Origin of the sequence: Pseudomonas sp. SO81 (assembly GCF_030374125.1) — a bacterium.
Lineage (GTDB): Bacteria > Pseudomonadota > Gammaproteobacteria > Pseudomonadales > Pseudomonadaceae > Aquipseudomonas.
Window position 1 is genome coordinate 801,174 of sequence record NZ_CP126126.1, and the last position, 15,446, is coordinate 816,619.

Below are 15,446 nucleotides of genomic sequence, written 5' to 3' on the forward strand. Positions count from 1 at the left end.
CCCCACCAAGCAAGGATGCTGACATGAACAAATGGACAGTGGCCCTGCTGCTGGCCGCACTGGCCGGCTGCTCGGACAAGGGCGGCGAAAGTTCGGGCGCAGCCGCCCTACAGGGCGAAAGCAACAAGGCCGGCAGCTACCTGGCCTATGAGCACCATGTCGGTATCGAACTGCCAGGCGAACGCATCACCGAGCGCCTGGCCGCCACTCGCCAGGCCTGCCTGGACGAGCGTTTCGGTGCTTGCAGTCTGATCGCGGCTGAGCAGAGCTCGGGCCAATATCCACGTGGCGAACTGACGCTGCGCATCGCTCCGGGCGGCGTGGAAAAGCTCACCGCCCTGGCGGCTGAAGGTGGCGAACAGGTCAGTCGCCTCACCCGCGCCGAAGATCTGGCCCAAGTCATAACGGACAACCGCCAGCAGCACGACCAACTACTGCGCCAGCAACAGACACTGCAGCAATACCAGAGCCGTGACAGCCTCACGGTCGCCGACCTGCTGGCCCTGGCCAGGGAACTGGCGGCGATCGAGGTGCAATTGCAGGCCCTGAGCCAGGAAGCCACCCAGCACCAGCGCCGCCTGGACACCAACCTGCTGACCATGAGTTTCAGCAGCGCCCACGAGCGCTCGCGCCTGGGCCTGATTGGCGACGCAGCCTCACGCCTGCTGGACAACCTGGCCGAAGGCACCGCCGCGGTGATCGAATTCGTCGGCTACGGCCTGCCCTTCCTGATCATCCTCTTCCCTCTCGCCCTGCTACTGCGCTGGCTATGGCGCCGTATCACCCGCAATCCAGCACGAGACATTCGATGAAGAAGTCCGAACTCGTCACCACCTGCGTACTCTCGGGCGGCGTGCTGCTGGCCGCTCTGCACCACGGCAACGTCTACCGCGACCAGTACCGTACCCGCGCCGAATGCGAGACGGACTGGCGACAGTCCCCCAGCTACTACTGCCAGGAAGAGACCTCGAGCAGTGGCTCCGGAAGCTACAGCGGCGGTCGCTACTATGGGCCGAGCTACGAATCAGGAGCACGACCACGCACCCAGCAGCCACATACGGTGGTCGAACGCCAGATGATCAAACGCAGCGGTTTCGGCTTCAGCGGCGCCCGCTTCTCGGCGGGTGGCTGATGCGCCGGATTGACTTCACCCCACGCCCGCACTGGCGCCAGCAGTGCGAAGAGCTGGGTTTCACCTTCCACAGCATCGACGGTACCTACTGGGACGAATCGGCCGCTTACGAGCTGAGCTTGGCCCAGGTCGAAACTCTGGAAGCAGCCGCCGAGGAACTGCATCGCTTGTACCTGGACGCAGCTCAATGGGTGATCGAGCAACGCCACTTCGCCCCTTTCGCCCTGCCGCCAAGCGCAGAACAACTGATAGTCGATTCCTGGCAACGCCAGGAGCCGGCGCTCTACGGTCGTTTCGACTTTTCCTGGAACGGCCAGGGCAAGCCCAAGCTGCTGGAGTACAACGCCGACACTCCTACCGGCCTGCTGGAAGCCAGCGTGGTGCAGTGGTACTGGCTACGCGACGTTCTGCCCGAAGCCGACCAGTTCAACTCGCTGCACGAGAAGCTGATCGAGCGCTGGCGCCAGATCGGTCACGGCCATGTGCATTTCGCCGCCATCGAGGGCCACGAGGAAGACACCGGCAATGTCCTCTACATGCTCGACGTGGCGCACCAGGCCGGGCTGCCGACCCACTACGTACCGGTCGAAGCCATCGGTTACGACGAGCAGCGCCGGATCTTCGTCGACCAGCATGAGCGCTCCATTGAACACTGCTTCAAGCTCTACCCTTGGGAATGGCTGCTGCAGGACGAATTCAGCTCCCATGTCGGCAGCAGCGGTATCCGCTTCCAGGAGCCGGCGTGGAAGCTGCTTCTGTCGAGCAAGGCCATGCTGCCAATCCTCTGGCAACGCAATCCAGGGCACCCCAACCTGCTGCCATCCAGCTTCGCCGCCGACCTGCCTGAGCCTTACGTACGCAAGCCGCTGTACGCCCGCGAGGGGCAGAACATCCAGATAGTCGGCACCGGCCAGACGCTCGAAAGCGACGGCCCGCACGCCGCCGATACCTGCATCTACCAAGCCTATGCGCCGTTGCCGCGCTTTGCAGATAGCTACACCGTGCTGGGCTGTTGGATGGTCGGCGACCAGACTGCCGGCCTCGGCATCCGCGAAGACGCCACGCCCATCACCCGCGACAGTAGTCGCTTCCTCCCCCATTACTTCATCGAATGACCGCCATGGCCCTGCTGCAAAACCTGCCGAACTTCCTGTTCTACTTCACCACCGCCCTGGCCCTGTTCGGTCTGTTCATCAGCCTCTACCTGCACCTGACGCCCTACGCCGAGCTCAAGCTGATTCGCCAGGGCAACCTGGCCGCTGCCGTGGCCCTGCTCGGCGCCGTACTCGGCTTCGCCTTGCCACTGGCCAGCTGCATTGCTCACAGCGTCAGTCTGCAGGACATGCTGATCTGGGGCTTCATCGCCCTGCTGGTACAGGCTCTGGTGTACCTGGCCGCCGCGCGCCTGCTACCAGAGCTGAAGCAGGGCATAGCCGAAGGCCAACTAGCGCATGGTGTATTCCTCGGCGGTCTGGCCCTGAGCGTGGGGCTGATCAATGCCGCGTGCATGGTCTACTGACTGCCCGCCGAGCTAGCCTTGAGGGGTAGGCTGGCGCGGTTGTAGCGCCGCGCCAGCGCCGGGATAATACGCCCCCCTTTCCAGCCAATCCGCTCAGCCACGCGCATGACCGACTTCCTCTTCGCCCTGATCGGCGCCGCGCTGGTCAGCAACCTGATCCTCGGGCTGCCGCTCGCCGCCGATGCCCTGCGCCATGCCCGCGCGCAGGCGTTGGGACTGGCCGGCGCAGTCTTGATCCTGCTCACCGCGCCCACTGCCTGGCTGCTGCAACAGATCCTGCTGGCTGTCGACCTGGTTTACCTCTACCTGCTGATCGGCGTACCGCTGCTGGCAGCACTGAGCTGGCTCAGCCTGGTCCTGTTGCAGCGCCTGCGCCCTGCCCTCGACCAATCCGGCCTGTGGCCGCTGCTGATTGGCAACGGCCTGGGTGCCATGCTTCTGGCTCGTTCACTGGATGGTTTCACCGCGGCGCTGGCCCTGGGCATCGGTGGCGGTCTGGGCTTCTGGCTCGTGTTGCAACTGATGAGCGACCTGCTTGAACGCATCGAACAGTGCGATGTGCCAGTCGCCTTCCGCGGCACGCCGATCCTGCTGATCGCCGCCGGCCTGATGAGCCTGGCCTTCCTCGGCTTCAACGGCATGGGGGCGGTATGAGCAACGCCTTGCGTAGCGACGCCCGGCGCATCCAGGCCATCGACGCCCTGCTGCCGCAGACCCAGTGCGGCAAGTGCGGCCATCCCGGCTGCAAGCCCTACGCCGAGGGCATCGCCAATGGCGAGGCAATCAACAAGTGCCCGCCGGGCGGCACCAACACCATCCATGCCCTGGCGCGCCTGCTGGACGTGCCGGAACTGCCGTTGGAGCTGCCCGCCGTACCGCCGCAGATCGCCCTGATCCGCGAGGCCGAGTGCATCGGCTGCACCAAGTGCATCCAGGCCTGCCCGGTGGACGCCATCGTCGGCGCGGCCAAGCTGATGCACACGGTGATCACCGCCGAGTGCACCGGCTGCGAGCTGTGCGTGGCGCCCTGCCCGGTGGACTGCATCGACATCCTGCCGCTAGCCGGCACCGAGGCCGACACCCAGCGCCAGCGTACCGACCAGTTCCGCAGCCGCCATGAGGCGCATCTGGCCCGCCTGGCGCGCAACGAGGCCAAGCGCCAGGCTGAGCGTGCGGCACGCGCCCCTGCGATCCAGCCCGCCACATCAGCGCAGCCGGCCGCCAGCAGCGACGACCAGTACAAGCGCCTGAAGATCGAGGCGGCCATGGCCAAGGTGGTGCTGGCCAAGGCCGAGAAGCAGCTGGCCCAGCACGGCAGCCCCGAGCTGCAGCGCCAGGTGGACGAACTGCGCCAGGCGGCCGAACGTGCCCAGCAGGCTCTGGAGCAAGCCACGCCGCCAGCGCCAGCGGCTCCCGCTGCAGGTATCGCCGCACTCAAGCAGGCCAAGATTCAATTCGCCCTACGCCGTGCCGAGCTGGACAAGGCCACGCGCCAGGGTGCAGACGACACAACGCTGCAAGCGCTGCGCGCCAACCTGGAGGCTGCCGCCCAGGCCCTGCACGCCGCTGAAGAGGCCAGCGGCAAGCCGCTGCCCGACCTGGTGCGTACCGACAAGCAGCCGGTGGACCTCAAGTTACGCGAGCTGAAGACCGAGCACGCCTACGCCCGCGCCGAGCTGCAGCGCCTGGAGCGACGCCTGACGGCCAACCCCGCGGCGGCATCGGCCGAAACGCTGCAACAAGCCCGCCAGCGCCTAGCGAATGCCGAGCGACAGCTGCATGACTACCAGCAGCCCTGAAATCGCCTTCGACCCGCGCCCGAGCATGCAGCAGGTGCTGCTCGCCTGCCTGCCCGGCGCCCTGGCCCTGCTCTGGTTCAACGGCTGGGGCCTGCTGGTCCAGCTGCTGCTGGCCGCCCTCACCTGCTGCGCCTGCGACCTGCTGAGCCGTCATCTGCGCGGCCAGGCGCTCGCCGATAAAGCGCGCAGCCTGTTCGAACAGCCACTGCTGGCCGAAGGCAGCGGCCTGGTCAGCGCCCTGCTGCTGGCCCTGGCCCTGCCCAACTACGCCCCTTGGTGGCTGACCGTGGCCAGCGCCGCCTTCGCCAGCCTGTTCGGCAAGGCGCTGTTCGGCGGCTTCGGCAACAACCCGTTCAACCCGGCCATGCTCGGTTACGCCTTCGCTCTCATCGCCTTCCCGGCGCAGATGGTGCACTGGCCGGCGCCTGGCGCGGAACACGGTCTGCTCGGCGCACTGCAGCAGATCTTCGGCTTCGGCCCCGGCCTGCCGGATGGCTGGAGCCAGGCCACGGTGCTGGACAGCCTGCGCCACAACGACCGCCTGACCATCGACGAGCTGTTCGCCAGCCACCCGGCCTTCGGCGGCGTCGGCGGGCGCGGCGTGGAATGGGTCAATCTGGCCTTCCTCGCCGGCGGCCTGTTCCTGCTGCAGCAGAAGGTGATCCGCTGGCAGGCGCCGGCCGGCATGCTCGGCGCCCTGTTCGTCGCCAGCCTGCTGTGCTGGAACGGTTCGGGCTCGGACTCCAACGGCTCGCCGCTGCTGCACCTGTTCAGTGGCGCCGCCATGCTCGGCGCCTTCTTCATCGTCACCGAGCCTGTCAGCGGCCCGGACAGTGCGCGCGGGCGCTTGTACTTCGGCATCGGTGTCGGCCTGCTGACCTACGCCATCCGCACCTGGGGCGGCTATCCGGACGGCCTGGCCTTCGCCGTGCTGCTGATGAACCTGTGCGTCACCCGCCTGGATCGCCTGGGGGCCGCACGATGAAACGCAGCGCCGCACTCCTGCTGGCGATCGCCCTGTGTGGCGCCGCCCTGCTCGCCACGCTCCAGCATTTCGCCGCACCACGCATCGTGCAGCAGCGCCAGGCCGCCGCCGAACGCGCCCTGCTCGACCTGCTGCCCGCCGGCAGCTACGACAACCGCCCACTGCAACAGCCCATCGCTCTGCCGGCCGGCGGCCTGCTAGGCAACGCTCGCGCCGAGCTGGGCTACCTGGCCAGCCTGAATGGCCGGCCCAGCGCCGTGCTGCTGCCAGTGACCGGTAAAGGGTACGAGGGACCGATCCGCCTGCTGGTAGCGATAACCCCGGATGGCCAGCTGCACGCCAGCAAGGTCCTGCAGCAGCAGGAGACGCCCGGCCTGGCCGATCTGCTGGCTCCCGACCGCGCCACCTGGGTGAGCGGCTTTGCCGGCAAGACACTGAGCGACAACGCAGCCAGCTGGACGCTGCGTGCCGACCAGGGCCAGGTCGATCAGATCGCCGGCGCCACCATCACCTCGCGCGCGGTGACCGACGCCCTGCAGCGCGCCCTGCGCTTCTTCGATGCCGAGCACGAGCGGCTACTGGAGGCGCAGCCATGAAGCGCTCCCTGCAGCTGCTCGCCCTGGCGCCCCTGCTGGGCTGCACCGATCTGCTGATCAAGGCCCTCGGCATCGGCCTGTGCGGCCTGCTGGTTCTGCCGCTCTGCGGCCTGCTGCTGGCCCCGCTGCGTAGCCGATTGCACGACAACCACCTGGTGCTGGCCGCCCTGGTGATTGGCGGCATCCTCGCGAGCGTCGCGGCGCTGACGCTGCAGCTGCTCAGCACCGAGTTGGCCGGCGCCCTCGAGCTGTTCCTACCGCTACTGATCCTGCCCTGCCTCGCGCTGGCCCTGAGTGATCAAAACTCCGCGTTGGATGGCCTCAGGCCCGCCCTGATCTTCGCGCTGGTCGCCGTGCTACTCGGCGCCTTGCGTGAGCTGCTCGGCCACGGCAGCCTGTTCGCCCATGCCGACTGGCTGCTGGGGCCCGCCGCCAGCGGCTGGCACTGGTCGACCGGCATGCCACTGCTGACGCACGCCGCCGGTGGCTTTATCCTGCTCGGCCTGTTGCTTGCCCTGCTCCGCCACTTCAATCAAGACGACGCCCGATGAACGCCGCCAAGCGCTTTGAGATCTTCCGCCGCCTGCACGAAGACAACCCCGAGCCCAAGACCGAACTGGCCTATACCACGCCGTTCGAGTTGCTGATCGCGGTGATCCTCTCCGCCCAGGCCACCGACGTCGGTGTGAACAAGGCCACGGCCAAGCTCTACCCCGTGGCCAACACCCCGGAAGCCATCTATGCGCTGGGTGTCGAGGGCCTCTCCGAGTACATCAAGACCATCGGCCTGTACAACAGCAAGGCGAAGAACGTCATCGAGACCTGCCGCATCCTGGTCGAGAAACATGGCAGCCAGGTGCCGGACAACCGCGAAGACCTGGAGGCCCTGCCGGGCGTCGGCCGCAAGACCGCCAACGTGGTGCTCAACACCGCCTTCCGCCAGCCGGCCATGGCGGTGGACACGCATATCTTCCGCGTCAGCAACCGCACCGGCATCGCCCCGGGCAAGAACGTGCTGGAAGTGGAGAAGAAGCTGGTCAAGTTCGTGCCCAAGGAATTCCTCCTGGACGCGCACCACTGGCTGATTCTGCACGGCCGCTACGTCTGCCAGGCACGCAAGCCGCGTTGCGGCGCCTGCCGCATCGAGGACCTGTGCGAGTACAAGGCGAAGACCTCCGACGATTGAAAAGCCATTGAATCGGGCATAGTACCGATTGAAAAAATCTTTTTTACCGGCTCTGGCTTTGTCGCTATAAGGTGCGCCATCAGCATTCCGAAAGCTGGAGTGATACATGAGCACTGGCAAAGAAGAACTCGAAGATGACTTTGTCGCCGAAGAGGTGGAAGACAGCCCCGAGCGCACGGTAGAGGTCGCCAAGACCAATCTGACCAAGCGCCGCATCATCGACAACCTGCTCGATGAGCGACGCCTGCAGCGACAGTTGAACGACTACGATTACGACTTTTGAGGTCGGATCGAAAAAAGCCCCGCACTGCGGGGCTTTTTCGTTACTGATTGACTGCCAGCGGCCGGCGGCGCGCGCACTTGTTGGCATACATGGCGGTATCCGCCTGCTGCAGCAGGGCATCCAGGTCGCCAACACCGCGAAGAGAAGACTCGGCGAGCCCCACGCTCAGCGACAGCGGCCGCCCGGTATCGCGGCGGAACGCCTCCAGCGCGTGATGCAGACGCAACAGCACTTCTTCGCTGCTGGTGTAGTCGCTGGCCAGCACCACGAACTCGTCGCCGCCCAGACGGGCGACCACATCGGTGCTGCGGAACAGCGAACGCAGCAGCTGTGCGGCATCGATCAGCATGGCGTCGCCGGCGGCATGGCCGAAGCGGTCGTTGGCCTGTTTCAGATAATCCAGATCGGCATACAGCAACAGGCAGCGCCCTCCGCGGCGACGCGCCGACTCCAGCTCGCGCTCGGCGAGCAGCAGGAAGCCGCGACGGTTGCGCAGCCCGGTCAGCTCGTCGGTCAGCGACAGCTGGCGCACCTCCGCCGCCATCCGCTCGCGCTCGCGCACCTCGGCCTGCAGGCGATGATTGACCTCCACCAGTTGCCCGGTGCGCTGCTCGACTCTGCGCTCCAGTTCGGAGTAGACCTGCACGTTCTCCAGGGCGATCGAGGTGGAATCGGCCAGCGCCTGCAGCAGCTCGACCTGCTCGGTAGTAGCGGTATGCGGACTGGCCCAGTAGTTGCCGATGGCGCCGATCGGGTCCAGGGTGCGGATCGGCACCATGACCAGGCTTTTGACGAAGGTCGGCCGGTAGGCCTCATGCGGGATACGCGGGTCCAGGTAAATATCCGGGATCACCGTGGCCTGGCGGTTGAGCATGGCCCAGCCGCTGATGCACAGGCTCATGGGGAAGCGCTGCCCCTTCCACAGGGGCGAAATGGCGTCCTCGTCGCGATAGAAGCACTGCTGTCCATCGCGAAGAACGAAGGTGGCGCCGTCGGCACCGGTCAGCTCGCGGGCCGCGCGACGGACGATCTCCGCCACCCGGTCCACATCCCTCGCCATCGACAGCTCCTGCACAACCCGGATCAGGCGCAGCGCCTGGGGATCAGCCGTCATGGAACACCTCGATGGCCAGGCAAATGGCCATTGCTTTTGTAAGCTTTTACTTACAAAGCATAGCAGCTGTCAATCGTTGCGCTTGGGCGACAGCAGCTCGATCTTGTAGCCGTCCGGATCCTCGACGAAGGCCAGGATGCTGGTGCCGTGCTTCATCGGCCCCGGCTCGCGGGTGATCTTGCCGCCACGGGCGCGGATGTCCTCGCAGGCCTTGTAGACGTCTTCCACTTCCAGGGCGATGTGGCCGTAGCCGGTGCCCAGCTCGTAGTGGTCGACGCCCCAGTTGTAGGTCAGCTCGATCACACTGTTCTCGGCCTCGTTGCCGTAGCCGACGAACGCCAGGGTGAACTGGCCGTCCGGGTAGTCCTTGCGGCGCAGCAGGGTCATGCCCAGTACTTCGGTGTAGAAGGCGATGGAGCGATCCATGTCGCCGACGCGCAGCATGGTGTGCAGCAGTCTCATCAGGTTTTCCTCATCGTTGCCCTGGTGCGGGCTTATGAAAACAGAACCCCGGCTCATGGCCGGGGTTCGTTTGGCGCAGGGTTTCAGCTTATCAGAACAGCTTGCGGCCCTTGCCGGCGGCGATGCGCATGCGCAGGGCGTTGAGCTTGATGAAGCCCGCCGCGTCCGCCTGGTTGTAGGCGCCGCCGTCCTCCTCGAAGGTCGCGATGTTGGCATCGAACAGTGAGTCGTCGGACTTGCGGCCGACCACGATAACGTTGCCCTTGTACAGCTTCAGGCGCACCACACCGTTCACGTTGGTCTGCGAGGCGTCGATCATCTGCTGCAGCATCAGACGCTCCGGGCTCCACCAGTAGCCGGTGTAGATCAGGCTGGCGTACTTGGGCATCAGCTCGTCTTTCAGGTGGGCCACTTCGCGGTCCAGGGTGATCGACTCGATGGCACGGTGAGCGCGCAGCATGATGGTGCCGCCGGGGGTCTCGTAGCAGCCGCGGGACTTCATACCGACATAGCGGTTCTCGACGATGTCGAGGCGACCGATGCCGTTTTCGCCGCCGATGCGGTTCAGCTCGGCCAGCACGGCGGCCGGGGTCATGTCCTTGCCGTCGATGGCGACGATGTCGCCCTTGCGGTAGGTCAGCTCGATGTAGGTGGGGGTGTCCGGCGCCGCTTCCGGCGACTTGGTCCACTTCCACATGTCTTCTTCGTGCTCGGTCCAGGTGTCTTCCAGCACGCCGCCTTCATAGGAGATGTGCAGCAGGTTGGCATCCATGGAGTACGGCGACTTCTTCTTGCCGTGACGCTCGATCGGGATGGCGTGCTTCTCGGCGTAGTCCATCAGCTTCTCGCGGGACAGCAGGTCCCACTCGCGCCAGGGGGCGATCACCTTTACGCCCGGCTTCAGCGCGTAGGCGCCCAGTTCGAAGCGCACCTGGTCGTTGCCCTTGCCGGTGGCGCCGTGGGAGATGGCGTCGGCGCCGGTCTCGTTGGCGATCTCGATCAGGCGCTTGGCGATCAGCGGACGGGCGATAGAGGTACCCAGCAGGTACTCGCCTTCGTAGATGGTGTTGGCGCGGAACATCGGGTAGACGAAGTCGCGGACGAATTCTTCGCGCAGGTCGTCGATGTAGATTTCCTTGACGCCCATGGCCTGAGCCTTGGCGCGGGCCGGTTCGACCTCTTCGCCCTGGCCGAGGTCGGCGGTGAAGGTCACCACTTCGCAGTTATAGGTGTCTTGCAGCCACTTGAGGATCACCGAGGTGTCCAGGCCACCGGAATAGGCCAGAACTACCTTCTTAACGTCCGCCATGCCAATCAACTCCACGGGGTTGTACGGAAAACCAGCGATTCTACCGGCCGTTCCGGCCGATTTACAGGGGCGCGACAGACACTAGCGACAAAGCGACAGTTTTATTTGTGGGCGCGACGTCAGGATTTCGCCGCGGGAGCCGCCGGAGCCTCTGCGGCGGGCGTCGGCTCGCTGGCGGACGGCGGAGCGCTCGGCGCGGGCTCGGCTGGCGTTTCCGCTACCGGCTCGCGGGACAGGGTCATGGTCACCCGGCGGTTCTTCGCCCGGTTGGCCTCGCCACTGTTCTTCACCAGCGGATAACGTTCGCCGTGGAAGCGCACGATGATCTGCTCGGCCGGTATGCCGCGCGACTTGAGGTACTCCTCCACCGCCACGGCGCGACGGCGTGAGGTGTCGCGGTTGGTCAGGCGGTTGCCGGAGTTGTCGGAATGGCCGTCGAGCTGGATGCGGTTGACGGTCGGATCGGCCTTGATGAAGTCGAGGATGATGTCGATCTTGGCCTGGGCCAGCGGCTCCAGTGTGGTGCCACCGCCGGGGAAGCCCAGCTGGGTCTGGCGGATCTGGTCGAAATTGACCGGCAGCAGGCCGACGGTGCACTTGAGGTAGTCGTTGTAGGCCTGGTTGAACTTGATCGGCAACAGGCGCACTTCCAGGCTATCGCCGCCCTGCAGGGTGCGATGACGCACCAGCGGGCTGCGTCCCTCCATCAAGCCGGTGAGTAGGCGCCCGGCCTGTTCCTGGTTGCTATTGAACGGTACTTCGCCGCTGCCGATGCTCAACGCACCGAGATTGATGTCACCGCGCCCCGGCTGCCAGGGTGCGGCGGCGGCCAGCAGTGTCGCCGAGCCGGCACCCAGCCAGCGCTCGCGGGCCCTGAGGCGGAATGTGGCCTGCTCGCCGGCGCGGCGGACGAACTCGCCGCTGCCGAAGTCGGCGATGGGCTGGCTCAGGCGGCATTCGAACTGGTCGCCCTCGACCTTCCACTCCACTTTCTCCATGCGCGTCTGGAAAGTGATGGCCGCAGCCGGCGTGCACCAAGGCAGGCTGGCAAACAGGCTGAGCAGGAGGAAGCTGGGCTGGCGCAAGATCGGCTCCGTGGGGAGATACGGCTTTCAAAGCCCGTATCGGCCACCACAGCGGAAACTTGATAGGCCGTCTGGCCGGCAAAACTGGTAGCATTCGTCCACGTTTTACCTGCCGGGAATCCCCATGTCCGACCGCATTACCCTGCTGCGCCCAGACGACTGGCACATCCATCTGCGCGATGGTGCCGTCCTGCAGCACACCGTCCGCGATGTCGCGCGGACCTTCGCCCGCGCCATCATCATGCCCAACCTGGTGCCGCCGGTGCGCAACGCCGACGAGGCCAGTGCCTATCGGGAGCGCATTCTGGCGGCTCGTCCTGCCGGCAGCCGCTTCGAGCCGCTGATGGTGCTCTATCTCACCGACAAGACCAGCGCGGAAGACGTGCGCGCCGCCAAGGCCAGCGGCTTCGTGCATGCCGCCAAGCTGTACCCGGCCGGCGCCACCACCAACTCCGATTCCGGCGTGACCAGCATCGACAACATCTTCCACGTCCTGGAAGCCATGGCCGAAGTCGGCCTGCCGCTGCTGGTGCATGGCGAAGTGACCCGCGCCGAAGTCGACGTGTTCGACCGTGAGAAACGCTTCATCGATGAGCACCTCACGCGCGTGGTCGAGCGCTTCCCGACGCTTAAAGTGGTGTTCGAGCACATCACCACCGGCGATGCCGCCGCCTTCGTAAAAGCCGCTCCGGCCAATGTGGGCGCTACCATCACCGCGCATCACCTGCTGTACAACCGCAACCACATGCTGGTCGGCGGCATTCGTCCGCACTTCTATTGCCTGCCGATTCTCAAGCGCAACACCCACCAGGAAGCCCTGCTGGATGCGGCCACCAGTGGCAATCCGAAGTTCTTCCTCGGTACCGACTCGGCGCCACACGCCAAGCACGCCAAGGAAGCCGCCTGCGGCTGCGCCGGCTGCTACACCGCACATGCAGCCATCGAGCTGTATGCCGAGGCCTTCGAGCAGCGCAATGCGCTGGACAAACTGGAGGGCTTCGCCAGCCAGTTCGGCCCGGACTTCTACGGCCTGCCGCGCAACACCGACCGCATCACCCTGGTGCGCGAGGAGTGGACCGGCCCGAGCGAACTGCCGCTGGGCGAGAACCTGGTGATCCCGCTGCGCGCCGGCGAGAAACTGCAATGGCGCCTGCTGGAGGATCAAGCGTGAGCGAAGACAACTTCGACGACGAACTCGACGGCAGCCTGCCCCCTGGCCCGCGCCACCCGATGGCCGCGCGCTTCCGCGGCTACCTGCCGGTGGTGGTGGACGTGGAGACCGGCGGCTTCAACAGCGCCACCGACGCCCTGCTGGAAATCGCGGCGACCACCATCGCCATGGACGAGGACGGCTTCCTCTATCCGGACCACACCCACTTCTTCCGCATCGAGCCCTTCGAGGGCGCCAATATCGAGGCGGCGGCGCTGGAGTTCACCGGCATCAAGCTGGATCACCCGCTGCGTCAGGCGGTGAGCGAGGAGCACGCGCTGACCGAGATCTTCAAGGGCCTGCGCAAGTCGATCAAGGCCAATGGCTGCAAGCGCGCCATCCTGGTCGGCCACAATAGCAGCTTCGACCTCGGCTTCCTCAACGCCGCCGTGGCTCGCTGCGACCTCAAGCGCAACCCGTTCCACCCCTTCTCCAGCTTCGACACCGCCACCCTGGCCGGCCTCGCCTACGGCCAGACCGTGCTGGCCAAGGCCTGCCAGGCCGCCGGCATCGACTTCGACGGCAAAGAAGCGCACTCCGCGCGCTACGACACCGAGAAGACCGCCGAGCTGTTCTGCGGCATCGTCAATCGCTGGAAGGAAATGGGCGGCTGGGACGACTTCGACCAGTAAGCCCCGCGCAGCAGATGAAGACCCGGCCTCGGCCGGGTTTTTTATTCGGCAACGCGAAAACCCGGCAGGCGGGAAAAGCTGACATCAAGTTTTGACAAGCATTCTCATTAACATTAGTATCCGTCGCTAACAGCAACACCAACCCACTTCGAGCCTGTCCATGTACGTTTGCCTCTGCCAGGGTGTTACCGACGGTCAAATCCGCGAAGCCATCTACGAAGGCTGCTGCAGCTATCGCGACGTGCGCGAGAGCCTCGGCGTGGGCACCCAGTGCGGCAAATGCGCCTGCCTGGCCAAGGAAGTGGTACGCGACACCCTGAACGAAGTCCAGAGCAGCCAGGCCGCCCTCGCCTGCCAGGCCAGCTTCGTCGCCGCCTGATCCTTTCGAATACGAAAAAGCCGGACCTCGAGTCCGGCTTTTTTGTGCCCACAAGATGAGGATCAGGCCTGCGGCACGCCGCTGTGGAAGCGGAACTCTTCGTCCGGCGACTCGATCAGCTCGCGCTCGGCCTCGCGCACCCGTTCGATCACCCGCGCCACATCGGCCTCCTCGCCGTACTGGTAGGCCAGCTTGAGATAGCCCTGAAAGTGCCGCGCCTCGGACTTCAGCAGGCCGCCGTAGAACTTGCCCAGCTCCTCGTCCAGGTGCGGCACCAGTGCCTCGAAGCGCTCGCAGCTGCGCGCCTCGATAAAAGCGCCCACGACGAGGGTGTCGACCAGCTTCTGCGGCTCATGGTTGCGCACCAGCTTGCGCAGGCCGGAGGCATAGCGCGACGCCGACACCGGGCGCAGATCGATGCGGCGCTTCTTCATGATGCGCAGCACCTGCTCGTGATGCACCAGCTCCTCGCGGGCCAGGCGCGACATGAAATTGATCAGGTCCAGCTCCTGGCCGTACTTGGCCATCAGCGCCATGGCCGTCGAGGCCGCCTTGTACTCGTTGTTCTTGTGATCGATCAGCAGCGTTTCCTGATCGGCCAGGGCCGCCTGCACCCAGGCAGCGGGGGTGGGACAGGCGAGGAACTGATGGATTTCAGGCAGATTCACGGCGAACGATCCAGAGGTAACGGCAACGGCCAGTTGGCACCGGCAGCAAGGGCGGGCCATTATACGGATGAAGGCGCGCGGGGCCAGCCAGGCCGTGATGCAGGTCAAGACCGCCGCCAGCGGCCGCCTCTATAGTGGGCTGCATCAAAGCACTTCAAGCACAGGGAGACGCTCATGCAAGCCATACGCAGCATTCTGGTGGTGATGGACCCGCAGCAATCCGATGGCCTGGCGCTCAAGCGTGCCAAGCTGATCGCTGGAGTCACCCAGTCGCACTTGCACCTGCTGGTCTGCGACAAGAAGGGTGAGCACAGCGCCTACCTCACCGAGCACCAGGCCAGCCTGCAGCAGGAAGGCTACAGCGCCACCATCCAGCAGGCGTGGAATGACGGTCTCTACCAAACTATTGTCGCCGTGCAGCAGGCCGAGGGCTGCGGTCTGGTGATCAAGCAGCACGTGCCGGACAACCCGCTGAAGAAGGCCCTGCTCACCCCCGAGGACTGGAAGCTGCTGCGCTACTGCCCCAGCCCGGTGCTAATGGTCAAGACCGAGACCCCCTGGACCGGCGGCGTCATTCTCGCCGCGGTCGACGTCGGCAATGGCGACTCCGAGCACCGCACCCTGCACTCCGGCATCGTCAGCCACGGCTACGACATCGCGCGCCTGGCCAACGGCACCCTGCACGTGATCAGCGCCCACCCCTCGCCGATGCTCTCGGCGGCCGACCCGACCTTCCAGCTCAAGGAAACCATCGAGGCGCGCTATCGCGAGCAGTGCAAGGCCTTCCAGGCCGAGTACGACGTCAGCAACGAGCGCCTGCACGTGGAAGAAGGCCCGGCCGACGTGCTGATCCCCTACACCGCGCACAAGCTCGGCGCGGTGGTCACCGTGATCGGCACCGTGGCCCGCACCGGCCTCTCCGGCGCGTTGATCGGCAACACCGCGGAAGTGGTGCTGGACGCGCTGGAGAGCGACGTGTTGGTACTCAAGCCGGACGACATCATCGCCCACCTGGAAGAGCTGGTCGCCCAGCGCTGATCCACCGCGCAAACGAAAAAGCCGCCCGAGGGCGGCTTTTTCATGGACC

General features: G+C 65.6%; 20 protein-coding genes. 15 read left to right on the plus strand and 5 right to left on the minus strand.

What is annotated here, in order from left to right; translation table 11 throughout:
• Positions 1–23: 23 nt before the first annotated feature.
• The 11 genes from OH686_RS03785 to OH686_RS03835 all read left to right on the plus strand — a co-directional run bounded on the left by OH686_RS03785 (position 24) and on the right by OH686_RS03835 (position 7,500).
• Entirely contained in the window at positions 24–812 is a 789-nt protein-coding gene (locus OH686_RS03785; protein ID WP_289536255.1) for a DUF4349 domain-containing protein, read from the plus strand.
• Positions 809–1,132: a hypothetical protein gene (locus tag OH686_RS03790; protein WP_289536257.1), complete on the plus strand. Its 324-nt coding sequence runs from the start codon at positions 809–811 to the stop codon at positions 1,130–1,132. Before OH686_RS03785 ends, OH686_RS03790 begins: the two co-directional genes overlap by 4 nt.
• Complete coding sequence (locus OH686_RS03795) at positions 1,132–2,247, plus strand: glutathionylspermidine synthase family protein (protein ID WP_289536259.1); 1,116 nt, start codon at positions 1,132–1,134, stop codon at positions 2,245–2,247. The genes OH686_RS03790 and OH686_RS03795 overlap by 1 nt, the downstream gene beginning before the upstream one ends.
• 5 nt (positions 2,248–2,252) lie before the next feature.
• The gene (locus OH686_RS03800; protein WP_043310149.1) at positions 2,253–2,651 is read left to right on the plus strand and encodes a DUF350 domain-containing protein; all 399 of its coding nucleotides are present in this window, start codon (positions 2,253–2,255) and stop codon (positions 2,649–2,651) included.
• 105 nt (positions 2,652–2,756) lie between these two features.
• Positions 2,757–3,305 (plus strand): Rnf-Nqr domain containing protein, encoded by a 549-nt coding sequence (locus OH686_RS03805; RefSeq protein ID WP_289536260.1) that lies wholly within the window; start codon positions 2,757–2,759, stop codon positions 3,303–3,305.
• On the plus strand, positions 3,302–4,450 hold the full coding sequence (rsxB, locus tag OH686_RS03810) for an electron transport complex subunit RsxB (protein WP_289536262.1): 1,149 nt from the start codon (positions 3,302–3,304) through the stop codon (positions 4,448–4,450). Before OH686_RS03805 ends, rsxB begins: the two co-directional genes overlap by 4 nt.
• The gene (locus OH686_RS03815; protein ID WP_289536263.1) at positions 4,431–5,435 is read left to right on the plus strand and encodes an RnfABCDGE type electron transport complex subunit D; all 1,005 of its coding nucleotides are present in this window, start codon (positions 4,431–4,433) and stop codon (positions 5,433–5,435) included. Before rsxB ends, OH686_RS03815 begins: the two co-directional genes overlap by 20 nt.
• Entirely contained in the window at positions 5,432–6,031 is a 600-nt protein-coding gene (locus OH686_RS03820; RefSeq protein WP_289536264.1) for an RnfABCDGE type electron transport complex subunit G, read from the plus strand. The genes OH686_RS03815 and OH686_RS03820 overlap by 4 nt, the downstream gene beginning before the upstream one ends.
• Positions 6,028–6,582 carry an Rnf-Nqr domain containing protein gene (locus OH686_RS03825; RefSeq protein WP_289536266.1) on the plus strand — a complete coding sequence of 185 codons (555 nt, stop codon included), beginning with the start codon at positions 6,028–6,030 and terminating at the stop codon, positions 6,580–6,582. Before OH686_RS03820 ends, OH686_RS03825 begins: the two co-directional genes overlap by 4 nt.
• Entirely contained in the window at positions 6,579–7,217 is a 639-nt protein-coding gene (gene nth / locus OH686_RS03830) for an endonuclease III (RefSeq protein ID WP_289536267.1), read from the plus strand. Before OH686_RS03825 ends, nth begins: the two co-directional genes overlap by 4 nt.
• Positions 7,218–7,323: 106 nt before the next feature.
• Positions 7,324–7,500 (plus strand): PA3496 family putative envelope integrity protein, encoded by a 177-nt coding sequence (locus tag OH686_RS03835; RefSeq protein ID WP_192397217.1) that lies wholly within the window; start codon positions 7,324–7,326, stop codon positions 7,498–7,500.
• A gap of 40 nt (positions 7,501–7,540) precedes the next feature.
• On the opposite strand, the gene OH686_RS03840 is transcribed toward OH686_RS03835, so the two are convergent.
• From OH686_RS03840 to OH686_RS03855, 4 genes are all read right to left on the minus strand, one after another.
• Positions 7,541–8,614 carry a GGDEF domain-containing protein gene (locus OH686_RS03840; protein ID WP_289536269.1) on the minus strand — a complete coding sequence of 358 codons (1,074 nt, stop codon included), beginning with the start codon at positions 8,612–8,614 and terminating at the stop codon, positions 7,541–7,543.
• A gap of 69 nt (positions 8,615–8,683) precedes the next feature.
• Positions 8,684–9,076: a lactoylglutathione lyase gene (gloA, locus tag OH686_RS03845; protein WP_289536270.1), complete on the minus strand. Its 393-nt coding sequence runs from the start codon at positions 9,074–9,076 to the stop codon at positions 8,684–8,686.
• A gap of 91 nt (positions 9,077–9,167) precedes the next feature.
• Positions 9,168–10,385 carry an argininosuccinate synthase gene (locus OH686_RS03850; protein ID WP_137972622.1) on the minus strand — a complete coding sequence of 406 codons (1,218 nt, stop codon included), beginning with the start codon at positions 10,383–10,385 and terminating at the stop codon, positions 9,168–9,170.
• Between the two features lie 119 nt (positions 10,386–10,504).
• Positions 10,505–11,470, minus strand: coding sequence for a flagellar protein MotY (locus OH686_RS03855; RefSeq protein WP_289536271.1), 966 nt, complete (start codon positions 11,468–11,470; stop codon positions 10,505–10,507).
• Positions 11,471–11,594: 124 nt separating this feature from the next.
• On the opposite strand from OH686_RS03855, the gene pyrC reads away from it, so the two are divergent.
• From pyrC to OH686_RS03870, 3 genes are all read left to right on the plus strand, one after another.
• Positions 11,595–12,641: a dihydroorotase gene (gene pyrC, locus OH686_RS03860; RefSeq protein WP_289536272.1), complete on the plus strand. Its 1,047-nt coding sequence runs from the start codon at positions 11,595–11,597 to the stop codon at positions 12,639–12,641.
• The gene (gene rnt / locus OH686_RS03865) at positions 12,638–13,312 is read left to right on the plus strand and encodes a ribonuclease T (RefSeq protein ID WP_289536274.1); all 675 of its coding nucleotides are present in this window, start codon (positions 12,638–12,640) and stop codon (positions 13,310–13,312) included. Before pyrC ends, rnt begins: the two co-directional genes overlap by 4 nt.
• A gap of 160 nt (positions 13,313–13,472) precedes the next feature.
• A complete protein-coding gene (locus OH686_RS03870) occupies positions 13,473–13,691 on the plus strand; it encodes a bacterioferritin-associated ferredoxin (protein ID WP_137972618.1) in 219 nt (72 codons plus the stop codon).
• A gap of 62 nt (positions 13,692–13,753) precedes the next feature.
• On the opposite strand, the gene OH686_RS03875 is transcribed toward OH686_RS03870, so the two are convergent.
• A complete protein-coding gene (locus OH686_RS03875) occupies positions 13,754–14,359 on the minus strand; it encodes a MiaE family protein (protein ID WP_289536276.1) in 606 nt (201 codons plus the stop codon).
• A gap of 174 nt (positions 14,360–14,533) precedes the next feature.
• Between OH686_RS03875 and uspL the strand changes: the two genes are divergently transcribed.
• On the plus strand, positions 14,534–15,397 hold the full coding sequence (gene uspL, locus OH686_RS03880) for a universal stress protein UspL (protein ID WP_289536277.1): 864 nt from the start codon (positions 14,534–14,536) through the stop codon (positions 15,395–15,397).
• The last annotated feature ends 49 nt before the right edge of the window (positions 15,398–15,446 follow it).